17 protein-coding genes are annotated in these 20,463 nt (G+C 53.8%); 4 read left to right on the top strand and 13 right to left on the bottom strand.

The features are described 5' to 3' along the window. Positions 1 to 25: 25 nt before the first annotated feature. The 6 genes from ABD971_RS20460 to ABD971_RS20485 form a co-directional block, all read right to left on the bottom strand. A complete protein-coding gene (locus ABD971_RS20460) occupies positions 26 to 1,528 on the bottom strand; it encodes a bifunctional aminoglycoside phosphotransferase/ATP-binding protein (RefSeq protein WP_345325115.1) in 1,503 nt (500 codons plus the stop codon). A gap of 48 nt (positions 1,529 to 1,576) precedes the next feature. After that, positions 1,577 to 2,476, bottom strand: coding sequence for a universal stress protein (locus ABD971_RS20465; protein ID WP_345325117.1), 900 nt, complete (start codon positions 2,474 to 2,476; stop codon positions 1,577 to 1,579). Between the two features lie 23 nt (positions 2,477 to 2,499). Next, complete coding sequence (locus ABD971_RS20470) at positions 2,500 to 3,546, bottom strand: dihydroorotate dehydrogenase-like protein (RefSeq protein WP_345325119.1); 1,047 nt, start codon at positions 3,544 to 3,546, stop codon at positions 2,500 to 2,502. A 122-nt stretch (positions 3,547 to 3,668) separates the two neighbouring features. Continuing rightward, complete coding sequence (locus ABD971_RS20475) at positions 3,669 to 4,670, bottom strand: Acg family FMN-binding oxidoreductase (RefSeq protein WP_345325121.1); 1,002 nt, start codon at positions 4,668 to 4,670, stop codon at positions 3,669 to 3,671. Positions 4,671 to 4,837: 167 nt separating this feature from the next. After that, on the bottom strand, positions 4,838 to 6,304 hold the full coding sequence (cls, locus tag ABD971_RS20480; RefSeq protein ID WP_345325123.1) for a cardiolipin synthase: 1,467 nt from the start codon (positions 6,302 to 6,304) through the stop codon (positions 4,838 to 4,840). A 104-nt stretch (positions 6,305 to 6,408) separates the two neighbouring features. Further along, complete coding sequence (locus ABD971_RS20485) at positions 6,409 to 8,040, bottom strand: hypothetical protein (RefSeq protein ID WP_345325125.1); 1,632 nt, start codon at positions 8,038 to 8,040, stop codon at positions 6,409 to 6,411. A gap of 327 nt (positions 8,041 to 8,367) precedes the next feature. Here ABD971_RS20485 and ABD971_RS20490 point away from each other — a divergent pair, with 327 nt between their 5' ends. Further along, positions 8,368 to 8,796, top strand: coding sequence for a universal stress protein (locus tag ABD971_RS20490; protein WP_339942563.1), 429 nt, complete (start codon positions 8,368 to 8,370; stop codon positions 8,794 to 8,796). 76 nt (positions 8,797 to 8,872) lie between these two features. Here ABD971_RS20490 and ABD971_RS20495 read toward each other — a convergent pair whose 3' ends face one another. The 6 genes from ABD971_RS20495 to ABD971_RS20520 form a co-directional block, all read right to left on the bottom strand. Continuing rightward, positions 8,873 to 9,370: a hypothetical protein gene (locus tag ABD971_RS20495; protein WP_345325128.1), complete on the bottom strand. Its 498-nt coding sequence runs from the start codon at positions 9,368 to 9,370 to the stop codon at positions 8,873 to 8,875. Further along, positions 9,354 to 10,649, bottom strand: coding sequence for a Ni/Fe hydrogenase subunit alpha (locus ABD971_RS20500; protein WP_345325130.1), 1,296 nt, complete (start codon positions 10,647 to 10,649; stop codon positions 9,354 to 9,356). Before ABD971_RS20500 ends, ABD971_RS20495 begins: the two co-directional genes overlap by 17 nt. Beyond that, positions 10,646 to 11,461, bottom strand: coding sequence for an NADH-quinone oxidoreductase subunit B family protein (locus ABD971_RS20505; RefSeq protein WP_345325132.1), 816 nt, complete (start codon positions 11,459 to 11,461; stop codon positions 10,646 to 10,648). Before ABD971_RS20505 ends, ABD971_RS20500 begins: the two co-directional genes overlap by 4 nt. Continuing rightward, on the bottom strand, positions 11,458 to 12,372 hold the full coding sequence (locus tag ABD971_RS20510) for an FAD/NAD(P)-binding protein (protein WP_345325134.1): 915 nt from the start codon (positions 12,370 to 12,372) through the stop codon (positions 11,458 to 11,460). Before ABD971_RS20510 ends, ABD971_RS20505 begins: the two co-directional genes overlap by 4 nt. Positions 12,373 to 12,573: 201 nt before the next feature. Then, a complete protein-coding gene (locus ABD971_RS20515) occupies positions 12,574 to 13,707 on the bottom strand; it encodes a two-component system sensor histidine kinase NtrB (RefSeq protein WP_339942558.1) in 1,134 nt (377 codons plus the stop codon). Positions 13,708 to 13,831: 124 nt separating this feature from the next. After that, positions 13,832 to 15,346, bottom strand: coding sequence for an ATP-binding protein (locus tag ABD971_RS20520; protein WP_339942557.1), 1,515 nt, complete (start codon positions 15,344 to 15,346; stop codon positions 13,832 to 13,834). A gap of 302 nt (positions 15,347 to 15,648) precedes the next feature. Here ABD971_RS20520 and ABD971_RS20525 point away from each other — a divergent pair, with 302 nt between their 5' ends. The 3 genes from ABD971_RS20525 (at position 15,649) to ABD971_RS20535 (ending at position 19,596) form a co-directional block, all read left to right on the top strand. Beyond that, positions 15,649 to 16,746, top strand: coding sequence for a sensor histidine kinase (locus ABD971_RS20525; RefSeq protein ID WP_345325137.1), 1,098 nt, complete (start codon positions 15,649 to 15,651; stop codon positions 16,744 to 16,746). Positions 16,747 to 16,968: 222 nt separating this feature from the next. Next, on the top strand, positions 16,969 to 18,402 hold the full coding sequence (locus ABD971_RS20530; protein WP_345325139.1) for a sigma-54-dependent transcriptional regulator: 1,434 nt from the start codon (positions 16,969 to 16,971) through the stop codon (positions 18,400 to 18,402). 240 nt (positions 18,403 to 18,642) lie between these two features. Beyond that, positions 18,643 to 19,596, top strand: a complete 954-nt coding sequence (locus ABD971_RS20535) for a universal stress protein (protein ID WP_345325141.1) — start codon at positions 18,643 to 18,645, stop codon at positions 19,594 to 19,596. Here ABD971_RS20535 and ABD971_RS20540 read toward each other — a convergent pair. Continuing rightward, on the bottom strand, positions 19,531 to 20,019 hold the full coding sequence (locus ABD971_RS20540) for a CBS domain-containing protein (protein ID WP_339942553.1): 489 nt from the start codon (positions 20,017 to 20,019) through the stop codon (positions 19,531 to 19,533). The genes ABD971_RS20535 and ABD971_RS20540 overlap by 66 nt on opposite strands. Positions 20,020 to 20,463 lie beyond the last annotated feature (444 nt).

The following is a 20,463-nucleotide window of genomic DNA, read 5'->3' on the forward strand; positions in this document are numbered from 1 at the left end:
GTTCGTTCTGCGCGGTCAATTCGAATCACGGCCGCTGGACGACGCATTGGCGTTCCTCGGGTGTCAGCGGCTGGCGGGTCGCCAACTGGTGCTGCAACACCGTATTATCTGCGTCCGACGCATCTCCGTTGCTGCGCCCCCGATTCGCCACTCGCTGATGCAGCGTTTCAGTGTCGGCGTGACAATCTAAGATTGCAAACGCCGCGGATTCGCGAGTTGCTAACTCTCGAAACCGCGATCGCTGTGAATGCTGGAGGAACGTGGCATCCACGATCACGGAATAACCCGCTCGCAAAATTTTCTGTGCGAGACGTTGTAATTGTTCGTAGGTCGCCGCGGTCGATTTATCGCTGTAAAGATCACTTCGCGATGAACGATCCGTTGGCTGCAGCCCAAACATGCGTTTGCGTTCGACATCACTGCGAATCCGGAAGCAGTCGTATTGCTGAACGATCCGTTCACTTTGGGTCGTTTTACCGCTGCCGCTCACACCGTGAGTGATCCACAGTGAGGGTGATTCCTCGGTTGTAAATTGGTGGGCCAGAGCAATATGGCTTCGGCAATCCGCTTTTGCTTCGTCGCGTTCCTCTGGGGACGCATCGGACTGTGCTGCGCGGATCGACGCGACCAAACCGCGAACAATCGCTCGGTAAACAACAAACCAGCGAAGCGTGCGCAGCGACTGATAATCACCAGTCCGCTGGAGGTAATGATTCGCGAAACTGCGACCGAGTTCGAGGTGCCCGCGAGCCGCGAAATCCATCATCAAAAATGCAGCGTCATTCATCACATCGATCCATCGCATCCGCGGATTAAATTCGATCCCGTCGAATGGGATGAATCGGCCCTGCCAATTCACGACGTTTTCCAGATGCAAATCGCCATGACATTCGCGAATAAACCCATCTTCGGCACGCTGGGTGAATTGATGTCCATATTTACGGATCACCGATTCGGACCATTGCTCGACCGCGTAAATCGCGATCACCGTCTGAGCGGAGCATGCTTGCTTTAGTTGCCGCAGCATCGATCTCATATTGTCAAACACGAAACCAGGCCAACTCATTGCATCTGCATGTTCACAGCGTGCGGCAGACTGATGAAAATCGGCAATCGACTCACTTAATTGCGACACCTCGTGCAACGTCAATCTGCCTGCTTTTAGCCGTTCACTTAGCAAGGCATCGCTGGGGAAGCGACGCATTTTGACGGCATACTCTACTGGCTCTCCTATGCTTTCCACCCGGAGCTTTCCATCGACGATGCAGATTGGCACGACATCCAAATACAGGTCGTCAGCAAAGCGGCTGTCCAGACGCAGTTCTTCCCGACACAGCCGTTGGCGTTTTTCGAGTGTGCTGTAATCAAGAAACTCCGTTTTGACCGGCTTTTTGATTTTGTATGCGTAGTCACCCACAAGAAAGACCCACGAAATGTGGGTCTCATGAAATTCAACGGCCGCACTGGAGTCGGGAAACGCATCGCGATGATGCAACGATTCGACCAAGTTCACATCGGTAGCGGCCATCGATCCAGGTGAGGGTTACAAGCATGCGGCAAACGGGTGAGTCAGGAATCATGTCGACGCCGTTTCCGCGTGCGGCGTCTTTTTGGGATACCCCTGAAGCATTCGATTTCGGGTAATCCAAACGCTGCAGGGCGCGTGCCGTAAGACGAAACGCGACGTGCTTCCCATCAAAACTCGCCCCAACCGCGTGCGAGGTGTTTCACCCACGACCACCATGTCACACTCGTTTTCTTCGAGATAACGGACCAATCCTTCGCCAATGTGATCGTGCACAATCGATTCGACACGAACGTGGGCTGCGGTGCTGCGCAACCGATCGGCTGCTTTGTCAGCGGCACGTTCGGTCGATTTGCGTCTTTCGGCTTCGTCGATGCCTCCGGCGAACAAGGCGGACACGATCCGCAGATCGGGCTCTGCCCCCCAGCGCACCTCGGCGATCTCTTCAAGTGCCGCTTCGGCCGAGCCCGTTTCTTCGTACGCGATCGCGATTCGGATCGGATGATTGGCCCGGCGGATCCCCGTGGGCCGGACCACCAAGACGCTACAATTCGCATGCGTGGCAACGTAGTCGCTCGTACTGCCCAACATCAACCGCTCGACTTGCGAATGGCCACGCGCCCCGAGAACAAGAAAGTCGGACTTTTCCCGTTGGGCAACCGAAACAATACTCTCGCTGACGTGCCCCTCTTGGATGACATGTTTCAATTTCACGTTAGCGCCGTCGAACATCAATTCAATCTTGGCAAACGTGTCGATGGCGCGTTGACGCTCTCGCTCCATAATCGTGTCGACCCAATCGCCCAATCCGGTAACGCTACCCGCGGTGGGCACATGCAGCACCGATAACACCGTGATCTCCACTTTGTCCCCGTGTGGCAAATGAGCCAAGAACCAAGTCGCGTCCTCGGCGTGAGGTGAGCCATCGGTCGCTAACAAAATCTTTTTCATCTGAACATCTCCGCAATTGAGATTCACGAGTGTTTATGTCCGAACACATCACCGGTTTCGCTTGCCACGACCGGCGTCGGATCAAAATAGTGCTCCGAGCGAGTCAGTGGATCGGTAAACTGTAACCTCATCAGATGCTCGGGCCCCAATTTGACGCCAGGTCGGGAATGCAGAAAATCGGCGAGGGATTCGTAGGGTCCGGTGTCCAAGAATTTTGAAATACCTTGGACGATGTTGCGAATCGCATCAGGTCCTTCGCGGTAGACTTCGGACGTCACCATCACCACATCCGCACCGGCGATCATGGTCTTGATCGCATCCTCGGCAGTTCGCACTCCACCGCTCGCCGCAATTTGAAGGTCGATCTCGCCAGCTCGGGTTCGCACAATTCCTTCGAGAATCACTCCGAGCGAATGGATCGGGGATAATTCCCAACGGATCGTCCAGTGCATACGGTCGACCGAAACATCCCACTGGGGCAGATGCGTAAATAAAATCACGCCATCCGCCCCCGCATTTTGTAATTTGTGAGCCATCGAAGCCAAGTTTGTATAACGTTGACTCAATTTTACAGCGACCGGAATTGACACAGTTGCACACAAACGTCGTACGAATACGCACACCCGTTCTTCAATCTCCTCGGCCGACTCATTGGGGCTAGAGATCGTGGGATGCCAATTGAATTCCAATGCACTGGCTCCACTCGCCTCAATTTCTTTTGCATAGTCAATCCAATCTCCGTCAGCGAGTCCATCCATACTGGCGATAATGGGAACTGATTCGCTGGCTCTCAAGGCTTCGATCGTCTTCAAATATCTCTTGGTGCCACCGTTGTATTTGTCTTGCTGAGGTTGGTATCCGCTACGCTGGATCGCATGTGCGGGGCTGGTTTGCATCCATTGAGCATGCACGATTTGCTCTTGTAACATCGACGGCAAGACAATCGCACCGGCCCCCGCATCGACCAATTGACGTACCGTTTCGAGTTCCATCGTCAGGGGACAAGACCCGACGATCACCGGTGAATTAAGTTCCATCCCCAAATAACAGCAGGTAAGTTCCGACGCCATGATTGGCCAATCCCGAAAAGAGTAGAAAGTGTGGACTCCATCCCATCACAAGAATGACGAGGCAAACTTCGTGCCGGAGACCTTCCGTTCCGAAAACCGAAGGTCTCCGATGACACGTCCGCTCATTCTTGCTCGAGAATGACTTCGTCCAGCGGGCGTCGCGGTGTCGGCTTGACTTCGCTTCCGTATCCCAATCGCAACAAGATTTGTGGCACTCCCTCATTTCCCGTCAAATCCATCAACTTCGTTCGCAGCGTCTCGACTTCGATCGGCTGGTTCAAAAACGATGCGTCAACCGACCACGACGCCGCTCGCAACAACATTTTTGCAAGCGCCTGCCCACTGGCAATCCAATCGGCCATCGTGTCGGTGCGGGTCCCAATCACGGCCAACAGCGGCGATCCCTGGGCGAGTTGACGATCTTTTGCCGCTTTTCCGTCGCCCCAATCAAACGTGCGAACAAGAAAGCTATCAAAGTTTGATGCAAAATCGCTGACTCCATGTGTATAGCCGGGAAGCCCATCGCGACGTGAACTTTGATTCGAGTGAACCCACTTAGCAAGCTCGCGACGGAAATGCCGATCACTGGCCTGAAGCCGATCCCCTTCGGAAACGAGATCCGCGACCGCATGTTTCTGCTGGTCCGTTTGAAAGTAATGGATCCAAGCATGTTCGGACCGAACATCGCTCATCCATTCCACCTGCAATCCAGGATCGACCTCGCGAGACTCAAACGGAAACCGATTGGTACGACGTTGGGGGATGGCATCCAACAGCGTCTGTTCATCACTGGATGGAATGTGCGAACCAGCGACGAGCACCCGCGCCACCAAATCAGGATCCGAATGGGATGGCAATATCGTTACCAAAGTCGCCAACCCATCCGCCTTCATTGCGAGTCGCAGTTGGTACAGTGCCGCACCGCAACTGATATACAGCTCGCGATCGTCGGGGTCGACGACGCGACATGCTCTTTGTTTATCGGCAATCAGCTCGACCCCGTCATTGCGTATTCGAAATAACCAGGGCTGCGTGTTGTGATTCGAAGGTGCTTGGATCGCTTGTTGGACCGCATCACGAATCCGATCCGTGAGGAGAGGTTGGACCGAAGTTTTCGTAGTCATTGAAATGCAACCTATTCGAAGAAGAGAAGAGTGTTTCGGTGGGTTACCGAGCACTGGAAATAGGGTGCAAACAATGGGCCGTCACGCCGCGGTGCGCTGCGACAGTTCGACACTCAATCGCGTTCGTGGCAACAGACCAATGCCATCGAGGTTGTTAGTGGAACGGGCTACAGTACGGGACTGAACAAACGTGCGATTGCGGTCCCCACGCGTGCGAAGAGGGGACGCAGCGATTCGCCCGAGGCGTTGCTACGAGACGATTCAGCGAAGTCTTGCTCCAACATCTCCGCGACGTCGGCGATCAGCTTGGGTTCCGCGATCGCGACCATCAACTCAAAATTTAAGTACAGCGATCGGTTGTCAAAATTGGTCGAACCGATCAACACTAAGTCGTCATCGACCAGGACACATTTCTGATGTAGAAATCCCTCGGGAAAACGGTAGACGGGAATTCCGATTTCGGCCAATTGTTGTTCGTAATAGTAACCCGCCAAAAAGACCGCCCATTGGTCGGCTATCGAGGGAATCAACAAGCGAACATCAACGCCGCGGGCGCGTGCCATCGACAACGCCACGACCAGAGCGTCATCGGGAACGAGATACGGAGTGCTGATCCATAAACGGCGTTTTGCCGTGGCGGCGGCAGACGCAAACATCATCGTCGCGCGGGGCCGTTGATCGGCGGGGCCGGTCGCACAAACCGCAGCGAGTCCGGAGTGTGATGGAGTATCAGGCTCGCTGTGCCAGATCGCTTCGGGCAAATCCGTTCGTGCAGCCCAATAGTAGTCGCCAGCGAATACCGCTTGGACTTTGCGAGCCAGACTGCCTCGAATCGCAACCGCGGTGTCTCGCCAGCGTAGGTTTTTGGAGTTCTTACCAAGGTACTCATCACCGACGTTCAATCCGCCCACCCACGCGGTCGCGCCATCAATCACGACCAACTTGCGGTGGTTACGAAAATTGATTTGGAATCGATTCACAAACCCTTGCCGCGTATTAAACGCTCGCACATCAATGCCCGCAGCGACCAATCGCCTGATATACCTACCCGGCAATCGCAGACATCCCACTTCGTCGTACAACAACCGCACGACCACGCCCCGCTTGACACACCGTAACAGCGCGTCGGCGAGTTGGCTTCCGATCTCATCATCGCGAAGAATATAGAACTCTAAATACACATAGTGTTCGGCTGCATCGATCCGCTGCAGCAGCGATTCAAAGAACGCGGCTCCATCAATCAACAAATCAAACGTGTTGCCGTCACACAGCGGTGTATCCAAGACGTCTGCCAAGTACTCAAGCGACGTGTCCAGGGTGGTGGTGCGAACGTTGGCATCAGTGACAAGTTCACGACGCACCGAGGCGACCGATTGCACATGCCGCTCGCCGACGGCGCGGATCGCTTCCCGGTATCCCTCGAAACGATGCCGCGCGAAAACCCAGTACATCGGCAAGACAAGAAACGGAATCGTCACCAAGCCAATCACCCAGGCCACCGCCGCCTGCGACGTACGAACATGCCGCAACGCGTGAAACGCCGAGAAGATGGCCAACAGTTCAATCAACACCACCAAGGGTGGAATGAATGTGATGAACCAAGATTGCTGGGATAGGGAATCGAAGATCTGCATGATCGCTGATTCTACACCGAGATGGACGCCCGACGCAGCGTCGGTGCGAAATGCCTCGACCGCTCCTTTTGTTTTCTCAGGAATCGCGATCGCCTGACGTGCCCTTAAACCGCACTAAGCTGCAACCACTGTGGGCGAAAAAGCATGATTAACCCGAGCAATAGGATCACCACTCCGCTGATCAGTTTCAGCCATCGACCTTCGCGTTCTTGCAATTTGCGATGCGACAGCGTGGTGACCACGATCGCGACCAGCAGGGCATCGTCAAACATATAGGCGACGATGTACAGCCCGAGGTACAAGTAATTTCCCCAAGCCGGAAGATTTTGCAGCGTTAAAATTTGCGTGTATAACGCCGGCAAGCCGGCGGTACAGAGCAATTCGATCATGTTGACAATCACCGCCAAAGCAACCGCACCGCTTAAAGCCACCGTTAAGTATTTCGCGGCCACAATTTCACGCACACGTCGATACAGCCCCGGTTTGTGACGCTCAGGAATCGATAAGGATATCCCTTTTTTGAACGCAAAAAAATCTTTCACATTGACGCCTCCAATGAATAACGCCAAGCCGCCCAAGACAATCTGCACCGGACGTATGATGCCGACCAAAATGAACAAGTTCAACCATGCAGCCATAAACGCGAAGTAGGCCAACCCGCTTACCACCACAAAGGTCCCTGCAATGATCACAATTTTTTTGCGGTCTTTGATGTTCACCAGCACGGACAATAAAAAAACCAAGATCCACATCGCACATGGATTGAAACCATCGATCAGCCCTATCAGCAACGTGAACAGCGGCAGACCTAACTCATCGACCTGCAATCGCCCCCAAAATGGAACCTCGATCGCCTCCTCGCTCGTTTCACTGCCAAGGATCTCGGGTTCGATCTCAATTTCGCCAACCTCGGAAACATCGGCCTCGCCCGGCAGATCCAGTACATCGAGCGTCTCGGCATCGCCTGAGGCCTGCTGTGCCAGCAGGGGGCGGATCGTCATCGCGGGCCTCGGCGTAATCGACACCAAGCTGACGACGGGATCCTGCCCCGAGTGCCAACGCGAGTGATCCTCAGCCTTGGGACGGGATGATGAATCGCCAGAAACCTGCTGGATCAGCGATTCAAGTTGAGCTCCCGTGACATCATCTCCTTGATAACCAATGATCACACGGCGGGCAAAATCAATCGTGGGTAAACCCGGCGGCACCCCGCTGCCACGACACAATGCTTCCCAGCGGGCACGAGCACTCGAATCATCGTCGACTTCATAGATACGAAAACGGATGGCGGGCCATCGTTTTTGCAAACTCGGCAGAAATGCCTTCAGCTTTTTACAGCGGGAACAGGTCGCTCGGGTGTAAACATCCGCTGTAAACAACGCTTCAATCTCGGGACCGCTCCGGTCCTCGCTGACAAAACCAAAATAAGTACGTTGACAGCAGTGAAAGGCGGGCAACACCGGCTGCGCTCGTCCGGCCGCTTTGCTGACTTCAATAAGGTAGGGAAGTTGGCTGCGATCTTTGATCAGATCGTGAACGCGAATATCCAACCCGCTCTCGCGCCGCTTTAACGATTCGACGTAGTCCAAAACGCGTTTGGTCGATTGGTGATCGCTACGAACAAACACATCGAATCGTACCTGCTGAACGAAGTCGTTTCGGGCGTCCTCCGCCAAGCTCACGGCAGTGGGCAGGAAACAGAGTGCCAACGCGATCACACGGGTCAATCGGATCATCGAACCTTACCTCAGGCAAAAATCTCGAAGCGGGATGGAGCGTCGAGATTCCAAAGCAAAGAATGTTCCTTGCCACTTTTAGGGGTGTGCGGAACCGATTTGAGTCGACGAGCGAACTTTATCTGTGCAGATCGTCACGCGTTGTCGCTGGAAACGGTTTCATTTGTCGCGCTTCGCCTTGTTAGGTCAGCGAGAATCGGAGCATTTTGCCTCGGCCCAGCGTTTGCAAATACGTTTGCAAATACTTGATCACGCCGATTCGTCGAAATCGCGATCAACATTCGGCGTTGCCATTCCCTTTCCATTGCACATCGTGGAGCCCACAACATGTCTGGACTAAAAGCAAAACGGATCGTCGCGCCGGTCGATTTCAGTGACTTGTCATTGGATGCCGTCGACAAGGCGCTGCAGATCGTTGACGAAGGGGGCTCGGTCGACGTGATTCACGTGCTGCCTACGTTGCCGGCGATGGAGTACGGTAACCTGTACGGCACGGTGACGGACAAGTCGCGGATCGAACATGTGAAAAACAGTCTTCGCGAACGGTTGCCAGACGCCACAGGGGCGTCGATCACAATTCATGCCGTGGTCGGGGATGCAGGCCGCGAGATCACGCAGTTTGCGGAAAGCGAAAAAGCGGATTTGATCGTGATTCCTTCGCACGGTTATGGTTTTGTCAAACACATCCTTCTCGGCTCGGTGGCCGAACGTGTCGTCCGACTTGCCCATTGCCCCGTGCTGGTGCTGCGCAGCTAGTTTCCAATGCCGCCTACGATGGCACTAAACGGGTGGCTTTGGGCAAGCGCCGTCGGTTCACAATAACGGAAGGTTTCTAGCTCAGTTGCAACCGCTGCTTTAACACCGTGCTGCACACACCGACAGCGACTTGAGTGATCGGGCTGATCGATTGGATGGGCTCGACCTTCTCGGCTCGTCCTAACCACAGTACGACGTGATCGGTCGACTTTCCGAGTGATTCCGCAATCATCAAAACCTCGTACAGATCAAGATTGTGAGTCCCATCGGTCGGGATCGCCTGGATCTGAGCACGATGATCAGGGTTGGCAAAATCGAGTCGCCACAGCGAAACGTCAGCGGGCAATCCCACCACGGCATCGACGATGTGAATGTCGGCGTCCGCATCGAGGCATGCAAAGATGTCGATGGGATTCCGGATTTTGCGAAGCGAGTCATTCTCGCCCCCCTGCATCAGTTCATCGATGACGGTCCAACCAAATTGATCATCACCATGGGAACTGCCTAGCCCCAATACCACTTGGCGGCGCGGTTCGGTACTCTGCAAGCGATTGTGGTTAGTGGCGTACGACATGGACCGTTAGAAAGTGAGAAGAACAACTGATGCATGGATCATAGGTACGAATAAGCTTTTCGCATCCGTTGGCAATCGTCTGATCTGATTCGCGGATCAATTGAGGCAGATACCTACGCAAATCAAATTCGATCTGCCGTTGATTCTGTGATGTCGGAGGCACAATCTTCGCGCCGGACACCCGACCTTCGTCATTGATTTCATAATGGTGATAGAGCAATCCACGAGGAGCTTCGGTGGCAGCACATCCAAAACCGGATTGAGCCACGTAGGGAACAAACGCTTGACGGGCGGTTTCGTAACGCTGGATCGTCGCGATCGATTCCTCCAAACAACTAACGACTTCGACCATGCGTGCCAGAATCGAGGCGAACCGATTTTGGGTCACCGATGCAGGACAGATTTTCTCGGCTAACGCGAACGCCTGAGGCGACAATTGCTCTCGATTCAGTGCAACACGAGCCAGCGGTCCTAACAAATAGGGCGATGTTTGACCGCGCCGGGTCGATTGCATCGCTGTACTATGAGCCACCTGGTCTTCGGAAAAATGTTGCTCGTATGCGTCGACATCTAAAGTCGGAAATTGGGTCGAGGCGATCCGGCCTTCGTTCATCGAATATTCTTCGGGATGATGCATCGCGATCAGTTCACAGGCCGCGTCGAAGATTGGAAACGGGAACGCCGCAACCCAATCGGCTAACTCGATCGCCGCTGCGAGTGCCCAATCCAATTCGGACAACAACAGGGTTAACTCTTCGCGTGATGGCATCCGATGAAAACCACCGACGCGAACATTCACCGGGTGAATCGCTCGACCACCAAGGATTTCTAAAAGCGAATTACCGACTTTCCGGACACGCAGCCCATCGTTGATTTGCTGTGGAAACTGTTTGGCCAATTCGATCCCACTGGCACATCCGAAAAAGTCGGGTGCACTGAGCAAGAAGACGTGCAATGCATGACTTTCAATCCATTCGCCGCAGTACAACAATCGCCGCAATGCCCTGATTTCAGGGGTCACCGTGATGTTCAAGGCCGATTCCAAGGCATGCACCGAGCTCATTTGATAGGCGACCGGACAGATCCCACAAATCCGCGCCGTGATGTCCGGCACCTCCTCGATCGATCGCCCTCGTAACAAGGCTTCGAAAAAGCGAGGTGGCTCATAAATCGACAGTCGCACCTCTTCGACTTCGTCGCCATCGAGCCGAATATGCAATGCTCCTTCCCCTTCGACGCGGGTCAATGCATTGACGATGATCTTGCGTTCGCGGCTCATTCGTGGGCACTCGCCGATGAGGGTTTCGCTTCAATCCGATTACTCTCGATTTGAAACAACCTTGACGCTGCGTTCACGTTTCGCAACTGATGAATCATCTGCAGTGGCGTTGTCCCCTCAGCAAGATAATGCTCGGACAAGGATTCCGGATTGGCTTGAGCACAGGGACCGAAACATCCATAACATGCTCGGTGGTACGCAGGGCAAATCGCTCCACAACCTGCTTGCGTGATCGGGCCGAGGCATGGTTTGCCTTCGGTCACCGCGATACAAATCGTGCCGCGGCGTTTGCACTCCAAACAAACACTGTGCGAGGGGATGTGGGGGCGGCGACCGTGGATGAACGCCATCACCACCTCGAGCAGTTGATATTTATCGACCGGACAACCACGCAATTCAAATTCGACCTTAACATGATCGCTGATCGCTGTGCTGGTGGCGAGCGAATCGATGCACTCGGGATGCGGATAAACATAGCCAAGGTATTCGTCGTGGTCGGCCCAATTTCGCAGCGACTGAATCCCACCCGACGTAGCACACGCACCGATCGTCACCAACGATCGCGATTGACGACGAATTTCGCGAATCCGCTCGATATCTTCGCTTGTCGAAATCGAACCTTCGACGAGTGCCAAGTCAAAAGGCCCCGGCAGCGTAGAACTACTCGCCTCTAAAAAATGAGCAATCTCGACCTTCTCGGCCAACGCGAGCAATTCGTCTTCGCAGCTTAGCAGTGAAAGTTGGCATCCGTCACACGAGGCAAACTTGAACACTCCCAAACGTTTCTTCTCGGTGCTAGGCAAGTGGCTCATAGATCAGTCACCTCCATCAATGCCTGCACCTGATCAAATCGCAGTACCGGTCCGTCTTTGCACAGAAAATGAGGTCCGAATTGACAATGGCCGCAGGTGCCCACGGCACAGTTCATATTGCGTTCGAGCGATAACCAGATATGGTCATACGTCAAACCTCGCGAGATGGCAGTTTGAATTGTGTACTTCATCATCACCTCGGGGCCACATGTCATGAGCAAGGTTTGCGCCGGATCACGCAACTTTAAACGCTCGAGCAACAGAATCACAACGCCGATGTTGCCGCTCCATGTCGCGGTGGCACGGTCCACGGTGGTGTGCACGTTGATCCCTCGTGAATTCCACTGCGGATATTCGCTTTGGTACAGCAAGTCCAACGGGGTGCGTGCTCCGATCAATAAATTCAATTCTCCATATTGATCTCGGCAACGAATCAGCTCATTCACCAACGTTCGCATCGGGGCGAGTCCAATGCCTCCACAAACCAGCACGACATCGTGACCGACACAGTGGTCCAGCGGCCAAGCGGATCCAAACGGGCCTCGGACTCCGATCGTATCGCCCACCGCCAAGCGAAACATCGCGCCGGTCACATTGCCAACCTCGCGTATGGTGTGCACGACTTGGTCCGCTCGGATTTGCGAGTCGCTGACCGAGATTGCCACCTCACCGAGACCCGGCATATACAGCATGTTAAATTGGCCTGGCTGCGCTGCGACTCGCGAAGTCACGTTTTTGTCCACCCAAGCGAACTGAAACGTCGCCACGCCGGGCGTCTCGTCACGAATTTCAGTCACCACCGCCGCATCGACCTGCCATGGATTTCCACGGTTTTCCGGAACCGGAGCCTGAGTGACAGCCTTGGCTTGCTGCTTGATCGCAGACACGTCGTCAGACCCCGGTTCGCTCATCCGTCGTCCTTTAATCGATTTGTTTCGATGCGTTGACTCGTCGGATCGGGCGGATGTCAATCGAGTCGGTGCCACGGTTGGCAACCACGTTACTGCATCTGTGATGCCAAACCGACTTAAGATATCGATCTCATCAGATTGGCCTGAACGATTGGCTCAGGCGTGCTGTCGTGCTCATCACAAGTGTGCAGCCAGGAGCATTTAGGAGCGAAAATGCCGGGGCAAGTGAACGGCAAAGGTCGTCCCCACCCCAAGTTGGCTCTCGACTTCCATGTGCCCATGATTTTTATCAAGAATCGCCGCTGAGACGGCCAAGCCTAACCCCATGCCTTGCGCCTTGGTGGAATACAAGGGCTCGGTGATCCGTCGAATATGTTCGTCTCCGATCCCAACTCCGGTATCAATCACTTCAATGATTATCTGGCTTTCAATCACATTGGATGCAAGAGTGATCGTGCCTCCTTGGGGCATCGCGTCGCTGGCATTGCGTATCAGATTGTGGAACACGATCGAAATCTGATTGGGATCCACCATCGCGGTAGGCAGATCCGATGCGACGTCGTTTTGCATACGCACGTTATCTGCAATCGAGACTTCCGAGATAATGTCGTTAATCAATTCGCTGACATTGCATTTGCTCAGCCTTGGTTCGGGCAGCCGGACAAAATCGGAAAGTGCCTTAATGACTTTTTCGATCAACAAAACTTGGCGATCGATACGTTCAAGATGCTCGCTTGTCTTTTCAGGAGTCAGTTTTTTGGCGTTGCGAAGATAATAGGCTGACGTACGCACGGCATTAAGCGGATTACGAATTTCGTGGGCGATTCCTCCTGCGACCTGACCGAGCGTGGCTAATTTTCCGGCCTTTAACAATTCCGCTTGCGTCGCGTGCAATTCGCTGGTCCGTTCGCGGACGCGTTGTTCGAGTTGATCATTGATTTCGCTCAGTTGTTGCTGCGCATTTTTCAAGTCACTGATATCGCGAACGATCCCGGCAAACAATTTTTTATCGCCCAGTGGCACCTCACTGACGGCTAAGTGCATCGGGAAGGTGGTTTCATCTTTCCGTTTGCCCGTGACTTCGCGGCCAATGCCAATGATCTTGGCTCGTCCTGTTTCGTGATAGCTACGAAGATAGCCGTCATGCTCTTCACGATACGGCGTTGGCATTAGCAATTTCACGTTTTCCCCCACCATTTCGTCTTCGCTATAGCCGAACAATTTGGTGGTAGCGGGATTGACCGACTGCATGATCCCCCGATCATTGATCACGATGATCGCATCCACAGCAGTCCTCAACAACGCAGCGAGAAGGACTTGGTCTTGGTTGTGCATGGGTGAAAACCTGACATCGTTTATCGTCGAGAATCAAGCAATTGCGCAGCAAGGCTCAACGCAGAGCAAAAAGGGAAGTTCGCAGCCACACGTCTCTGCGCAGCGGCGACGGAGTGCCGCATGCTTATTCAAGCGAAGCGAGTTGAGAAGGGTGTGACATGTCATTGCAGGCACGACGTGGCATACGAATCACCACACATGCCCCTGAAGAACAGGGCTCCACCAGAATCGTCCCCCCATGAGCTTCGACAATGCGTTGGCAAATGGACATCCCCAGTCCCGTCCCCGTTCGCTTGGTTGTGTAGAACGGCTCGAACAACTTTTGCTCTTGTTCAACGTTAAAACCGGGACCGTTGTCAGTGATTTTGACTTCGACCTCGTCGTCCTCGCTACAGAAATCGATCTGGATTCGCACGGGATCCGAACAGGCGGCGAGCGAGTTTTCGAACAAGTTACGAAACACCTGTTCCATGCGGACCGTATCGATCTCGACCTCCAAATTCTCGGAATCACACGACGCGATCAACTCGGCGTCCCGACCTTTGCGAGTCGCGGCGATGTCGCCCCAGGCACGTTGCCAAACATGACCTAGCGAGGTGGTGTGATGATGCACCTGAATGGGTGCTGCAAAGGAACGTACCTCTTCGAGCAAACATTGCAAATCGCTGCTCGCGCGTTGAATGGCGTGCAGGTCGTCTTCGGCGTTTTTATTTCCAGCCACTTCCAACGAAAGCACGTCGGATGCGGCTTTGATTCGCTGCAACGCATTGCGACTTTCGTGACTCAGTGCCGTCATCGTTTGCCCGATCGCGGCAAGTCGCTCCGACTGCAGGGCGCGTGATTGAGCTTCGACCAGATCACTGACGTCCACCCCGACCGCTAAGACAGCCTCGGCCTCTCCATCGCCGTCTTTCAGTGTCGTATTGGACCAACGAATGCGGTGACGTCGCCCATCTTTGCCCGAGACATCGTTCACCACGCCACGGGTGTGTTCGTGATGTGACGTGGCAATAAAGACCTCTTTGACGCGAACTCGCTCGTGTTCAGGGATACAGCGTTCGAACCAATCCCGCCCCTTCAACTCGTCCTGCGTCCAGCCGGTCAGCTGGTGAAAAAAGGGGTTAAAGCGAATCACATGACCATCAAGATCAAGCACCAACACGATCGCTTCGACGGTCTTGAGCACCTCGTTGGTGAAATAATGCTCTTCGGCTAATTCTGCCTGGAGGAGTTTTTTTTCCGCAATTCGCTTGACGATCGAGCGGATGTCATCGGGGATGATCGGTTTGATCACATAGTCGGTCACTCCCAAACGCAGCGCCGCGATGGTGCTATGCATGTCGCCGAAACCGGTGACCACGATGATGTCGGCGTCTGCCGAGTTTTCTTTCACCTCGGGCAGAAACTCTTCGATCATTCCCTCCGGCAAACGTCGGTCGGTGATCACCAACCCAATCTTGGCCGTCTTGGCAATCTCCTTGGATTCACTGAACGAAGCCGCCACCACCACCTCGTGCCCGTCGAGCTCAAGAATGTCACGCAAATTGGCCCGCGTATCAGGATTGTCCTCGATGATGAGGATTCGAAACGGATGGTCCATCAAACGACGATCAAGCAATAGCGAAAAGGAGGCCGACACGCTGTCATTGCCTTTGGCACAATCATACCGAATCGCCGCGGCAAGGGTCTAGCCTTTCCCCCCCATGCCAAGGGAGAGGCAAAGAAAATTGTCACTTTTGGGGTCTCCGGGTGATTTCGACCTCTTTTGATGCAGATCTCGCTGACGACGCAGGCTCCGATTTAACGTTCTGCAATCTGCTCAACGCGAATCAGACGATGTCTCAAGGGGAGATTTGCCGAAAGAACTTTGCCCTGGCATCGCAACTCGGCATCACGGTTGCTGGTGAATACGGCTGTCCACTTACGAGGCGAGAGCAATTGATGACGAAAACCATATCCCAGCTGCTGACCGACGCACCGCTGGTTCGTCGGCTATTACAGACAACACCTGTCGCTGCTGCTGTGATCGATTGCGACGGAACGGTGCTTTTCGCAAACGAAAAACTGACGCAATTGCTGGGGTACCCCGATCATGCATTGGTGGGACAGTCTGCGAATACCCTTTTCGATGATGCGACATATTGCCTGTCTCGAGCACGCCCGGCGCGCTATGTGGCACAATCCGAGCATGAAACGCAGCACCATGAACAACCGGTCCTTGTCAAACGCAAGAATAATCAGGATCTACCCGTGAAATTAACACTCCAACAAATCACCGGTTCCAACGATTCCCCTTTTCTCGCGCACTTTGTCCAGGCTGACAAGACATCGGTGCCTGCTGACTTGCTGCAATCCGAACGACTCGCGGCAATCGCTCAAATGGCGAGTGGATTGGCTCATGAGAGCCGCAATGCGCTGCAACGTGCGATGGCATGCTTGGACCTGCTCGAACTCGACCTGCAAAACGATCCCGAGCAAATGAATCTGTCCCAAGGCATCCGCGATTCGCTCGCCGATCTGATGGGAAACTACGAAGAGGTCCGTCGCTACGCCGAACCGATCCGGCTGAACTCGCAACGCGTTCGACTGCTCCACCTTTGCCAGGTTGCGTTTGACGAAATCGCGGTCCAGCATGACGACTTTCGCCATCGCCTGCGATTCTCGCGTGACACCGAACAATCCGATGTGATCTATCTCGATCGTGAAAAAATGAAACTCGTTTGTCATCACCTGATCGAAAACGCACTCGATGCGTGCCACGATGTCGCAGAAATCGATGTCCACTGTGAACGGCTTCGACGACACGACAACGACGCGGTCCAAGTGACCATCCACGATCACGGTCATGGGTTCGCCCCTGAATCGTTACCCCTCGTTTTTGAACCCTTCTACACGACGAAACAGCATGGAACAGGGTTGGGGCTAGCGATTTGTCGACGTATCGTCGAAGCTCATCACGGCGAAATCGAGGCATTTAATCATGACGATGGGGGCGCGGTGATCCAGATGACGATCGCGGCCGCTGAGCATGCCGCCTAGCCGTATTCGGCATCGATTTTCTTGACGGCTTTCCAAGGGGCCTCTTCCCGAAAAAGCCAAAGCGCGACATAACGCACGACAATTGCGCGACGATTCGCACACTCTGTTGGTTCGAGATGCGGTTTTCTTCGTGAAACAGCAATTGGAACAATGTTCGCATGAATGACAGCGATGGATTTCCGCTTCCCGCTCGTTTCACCGCATTCTCTTGGGTATCAGATGATGTCGCACCCACCAATCAAGCTGCTATTGGTCGATGACGAAGATGATTATCGCCGTAGTTGTATGAAGTACATGGAGCGAAAGGGGCACATCGTTCAAGAGGCCGCCAGCGGGGCCCAGGCGATGATGTTGCTCGAGCGAGACACGTTTGACGTCGCGGTTTTAGATATCGACATGCCAGGGATGAACGGTCTGGAGTTGATGCAGCGAATTTGCGAAGCGAAAATTAATCTCGAGGTGGTCTTTCTAACGGGTCACGGCAGCATCGAGACAGCGGTTTCGGCGATGAAACTGGGGGCCTGTGATTATTTAACGAAACCTTGCTCGCTTGGCGATCTGGAGCACCGTTGTCTGCTCGCCCGTGATCGCAACCATCTTCGCAAAGAGAATATCCAGCTCAAAGAACTCGTGTCACGTTCGACGCCTAAACAGACCTTGGTTGGCGAATCGGCTGCGATGCGAGAAGTGGTGCGAATGGTTGAAAAAGTTGCACCAACGGGAAAGCCGGTATTGATCGAAGGCGAGAGCGGCACGGGCAAAGAGGTGGTTGCACGTTCGATTCAAGAGCGCAGCCTACTCGCGGACAAACCGTTTGTTACCATCAACTGTGCAGCCTTGCCAGAGAATCTTGTCGAGAGCGAACTGTTTGGCCATCAAAAAGGCTCGTTTACCGGCGCCTCATCCGAGAAACTCGGACTCTTTGAAATCGCTGACGGGGGCACGTTATTCATTGACGAAGTCGGCGAATTGCCACTGTCGTTGCAACCCAAACTACTGCGTGTTCTCGAAGATGGATCGCTGCGACGCATTGGATCCCATCGCGAACGAAAGGTCAAAGTTCGGCTGATTGCTGCGACCAATCGCGATCTAACGCAAGCGGTGAAAGAGGGTTCGTTTCGTGAAGATCTGTTCTACCGTATCAACGTGCTGTCACTCACCCTACCACCGCTACGCCAACGCGAAGGGGACGTGGGGCTGTTGGTCGACCACTTATTACCGCACGGATGGTCGATCGACTCGGATGCTCGCGATGTCTTGCTTCACTATTCATGGCCCGGCAATGTGCGTCAACTGATTAATGTGATCGAACGAGCCACGATCCTGGCCGACCACCATGAGATCACGCTTGATGATCTACCCAGTGAAATCACGCACCCCACAGGTCTGCAACAAGGCGCCTATGACGAACACGGTGGTGACACCAACGGATCGGGGCACACTCATTTTGTTGTCGGGTCACCGGACGTGAAAGTCGATGATTTGGTTAAAACCCATGTGCTGGAGGTGCTATCCAAAGAGAAAGGAAACAAGGCGCGGACGGCAAGAAAGCTGGGTATCCACCGCCGCAAACTGTATCGTTTGCTCGAGCGTTATACACACCCCACGGGTGCCGACGAAACGGAACCTTCCGAGAGCGAATCGATATTGAACTAGATTCCCGCAACGCGTGTCGCGAACACAAGAATCGAGAGAAGCGCGACCGCGATCACGACACTCCAGAAAATTTTTTCGTGCGGTGTGTCTTTCCATTTAATGCGGCGCATCGGACAGGCTCCGTCGGATTGAGCAAAAGGTTTGTTTGAATCCAACCAAAATGCACGTTATGTGCCAACGCATCCCGCAAGGGTTCCACGATCCACAACTAATTCCTTTTCAAACCGGGGAGAAGATTCGATGCGAGTTTTAGCGGCAGTGGACCGATCCGCTTATTCCAGCTACGCATTGGATTGTTTGAAGCGGATGCCTTGTCATGACGAAGTCGATTTGACGCTCGTGACGGTATCGCCCCGAGTCCCCGAGTACGATCTCAGCGGTACGATGTTTGCCATGGATGCGGCCAGTGTGATGCAACGGGAAATCGAGGCAATCCGGGAATCGTTGAACGAGATGGCCGCGTTTGCTCGCAGCGAATTCCGCTCGATCGAAACGCTATCGCCGATCGGTCCGCCGGGGCATGAAATCGTTCGCTTGGCGAATGAGAAACGTGTCGATTTGGTGTTAATGGGAGCCACTGGTCATTCCGCACTCGCCCGCGTGTTGTTGGGCAGCGTGTCGGACTACGTGGCAACGCACGCCGACTGTTCGACGCTGGTCGTTCGGCCACAGGGGAATCAAAAACCCGATCCCAACATCGCCTCGCCGGCGCCGTCACGTATTTTGCTCGCGATTAGCAATGCGGATAGCGACGTCGATTTAGCGACATGGATTAGCCGATTAGGTTTTTCGACGACGACCGAAATTCACTTGGTCTATGTCGAGCAAATCCTACATTTTTATGACCAAGAATTGTTCCATCAAGCATCGAAGTATCGCCAAGATCTGCAACCCATCGCCATCGAAACGATCGAAAAGATCAAGACGCAATTGCAATCACATGGCTTCACGACTCACTCGAAAACGCTCGAGTCGAATCATATCGGACACGGCATCGTGGAATATGCGGAACAGCAAAAGTGCGATTTGATCATTACCGGCGATCAGCGTGAAACGTTAATCCAGCGACTGTTTCTGGGCAGCAATTCACGTCACGTGCTAAGACATGCTCATTGCAGTGTGTTGATTTCACGGACGAGCGTTGCCGCTTCCACTGCCGTTGGCGACCAAGCGGACAAAGTCGCTAGCGGATAACATCCCCAGCAATTTTTTGTCCTTGGTCACCGCCAAGTGGTGGAAACCGTCGTCGACCATTTGTTTGGCCGCATCGTACATGGTGGTTTCCGGTTGTACCGACGCCACATTTTCACTCATCACCTCGGTGACTTTATCGGTGCCAAATCGTCGCTGGATCAACTCGACGGCCCACAAGCAGTCTTCGAAATGCGGGTAGTCGCTGTCGAGTAATTGATCGGTCGAAAGGACCACGCCAGCAAGGTCACTACGAGTGACGATCCCGACAACGTTTCCAGCAGCATCGACCACAGGGATCGAAGAAAAGTTTCCGGTTTTCATCAACTCTAAAACGTCGCGGACCGTCGAATCACGTTTAACGGACGAGATCGATTTTGACATCCAATCGCTCACCGCTTCGTCACAATTTGCGAATTTGGTCATCGCATGTTCCTTAGTTAAAGGGAATTCAACGGAGTGCGTCTGTAAGAGCGGGCCACAGTACAGCGAAAAGTCATTAAGCAAACCATTAGGCAAAGCCCGTACCATCACAGCAAAAGCGACTCGCGGATGAGTGCTCTGCGACACCTATCGGACGATCCAACGAGGTTCGTTGCCGCCGCGATGATTTCTTTGGCAAGACGGTTTGGGCATGACGATCTGGCACGACGTTGTGACGAAGTGCACACTCATCGCATCGGTCTGGAATCGAGAATCCCCGAGCCAACGGAATGAACCGATTGAATGAGCCGATCTACCGATCCGCCTTGTCGGCGAGTAATAGCTCTATTGTACAGTGGCGAGATCTTGAACGTTTGCATTTTAGCCTTCGCTTGCCCTTAGCGACCTGACTTGGCATTCGCTTTGCGTTGCCCCAACTTGTTGAGT

Source organism: Novipirellula rosea, assembly GCF_039541335.1.
Classification (GTDB): domain Bacteria; phylum Planctomycetota; class Planctomycetia; order Pirellulales; family Pirellulaceae; genus Novipirellula; species Novipirellula rosea.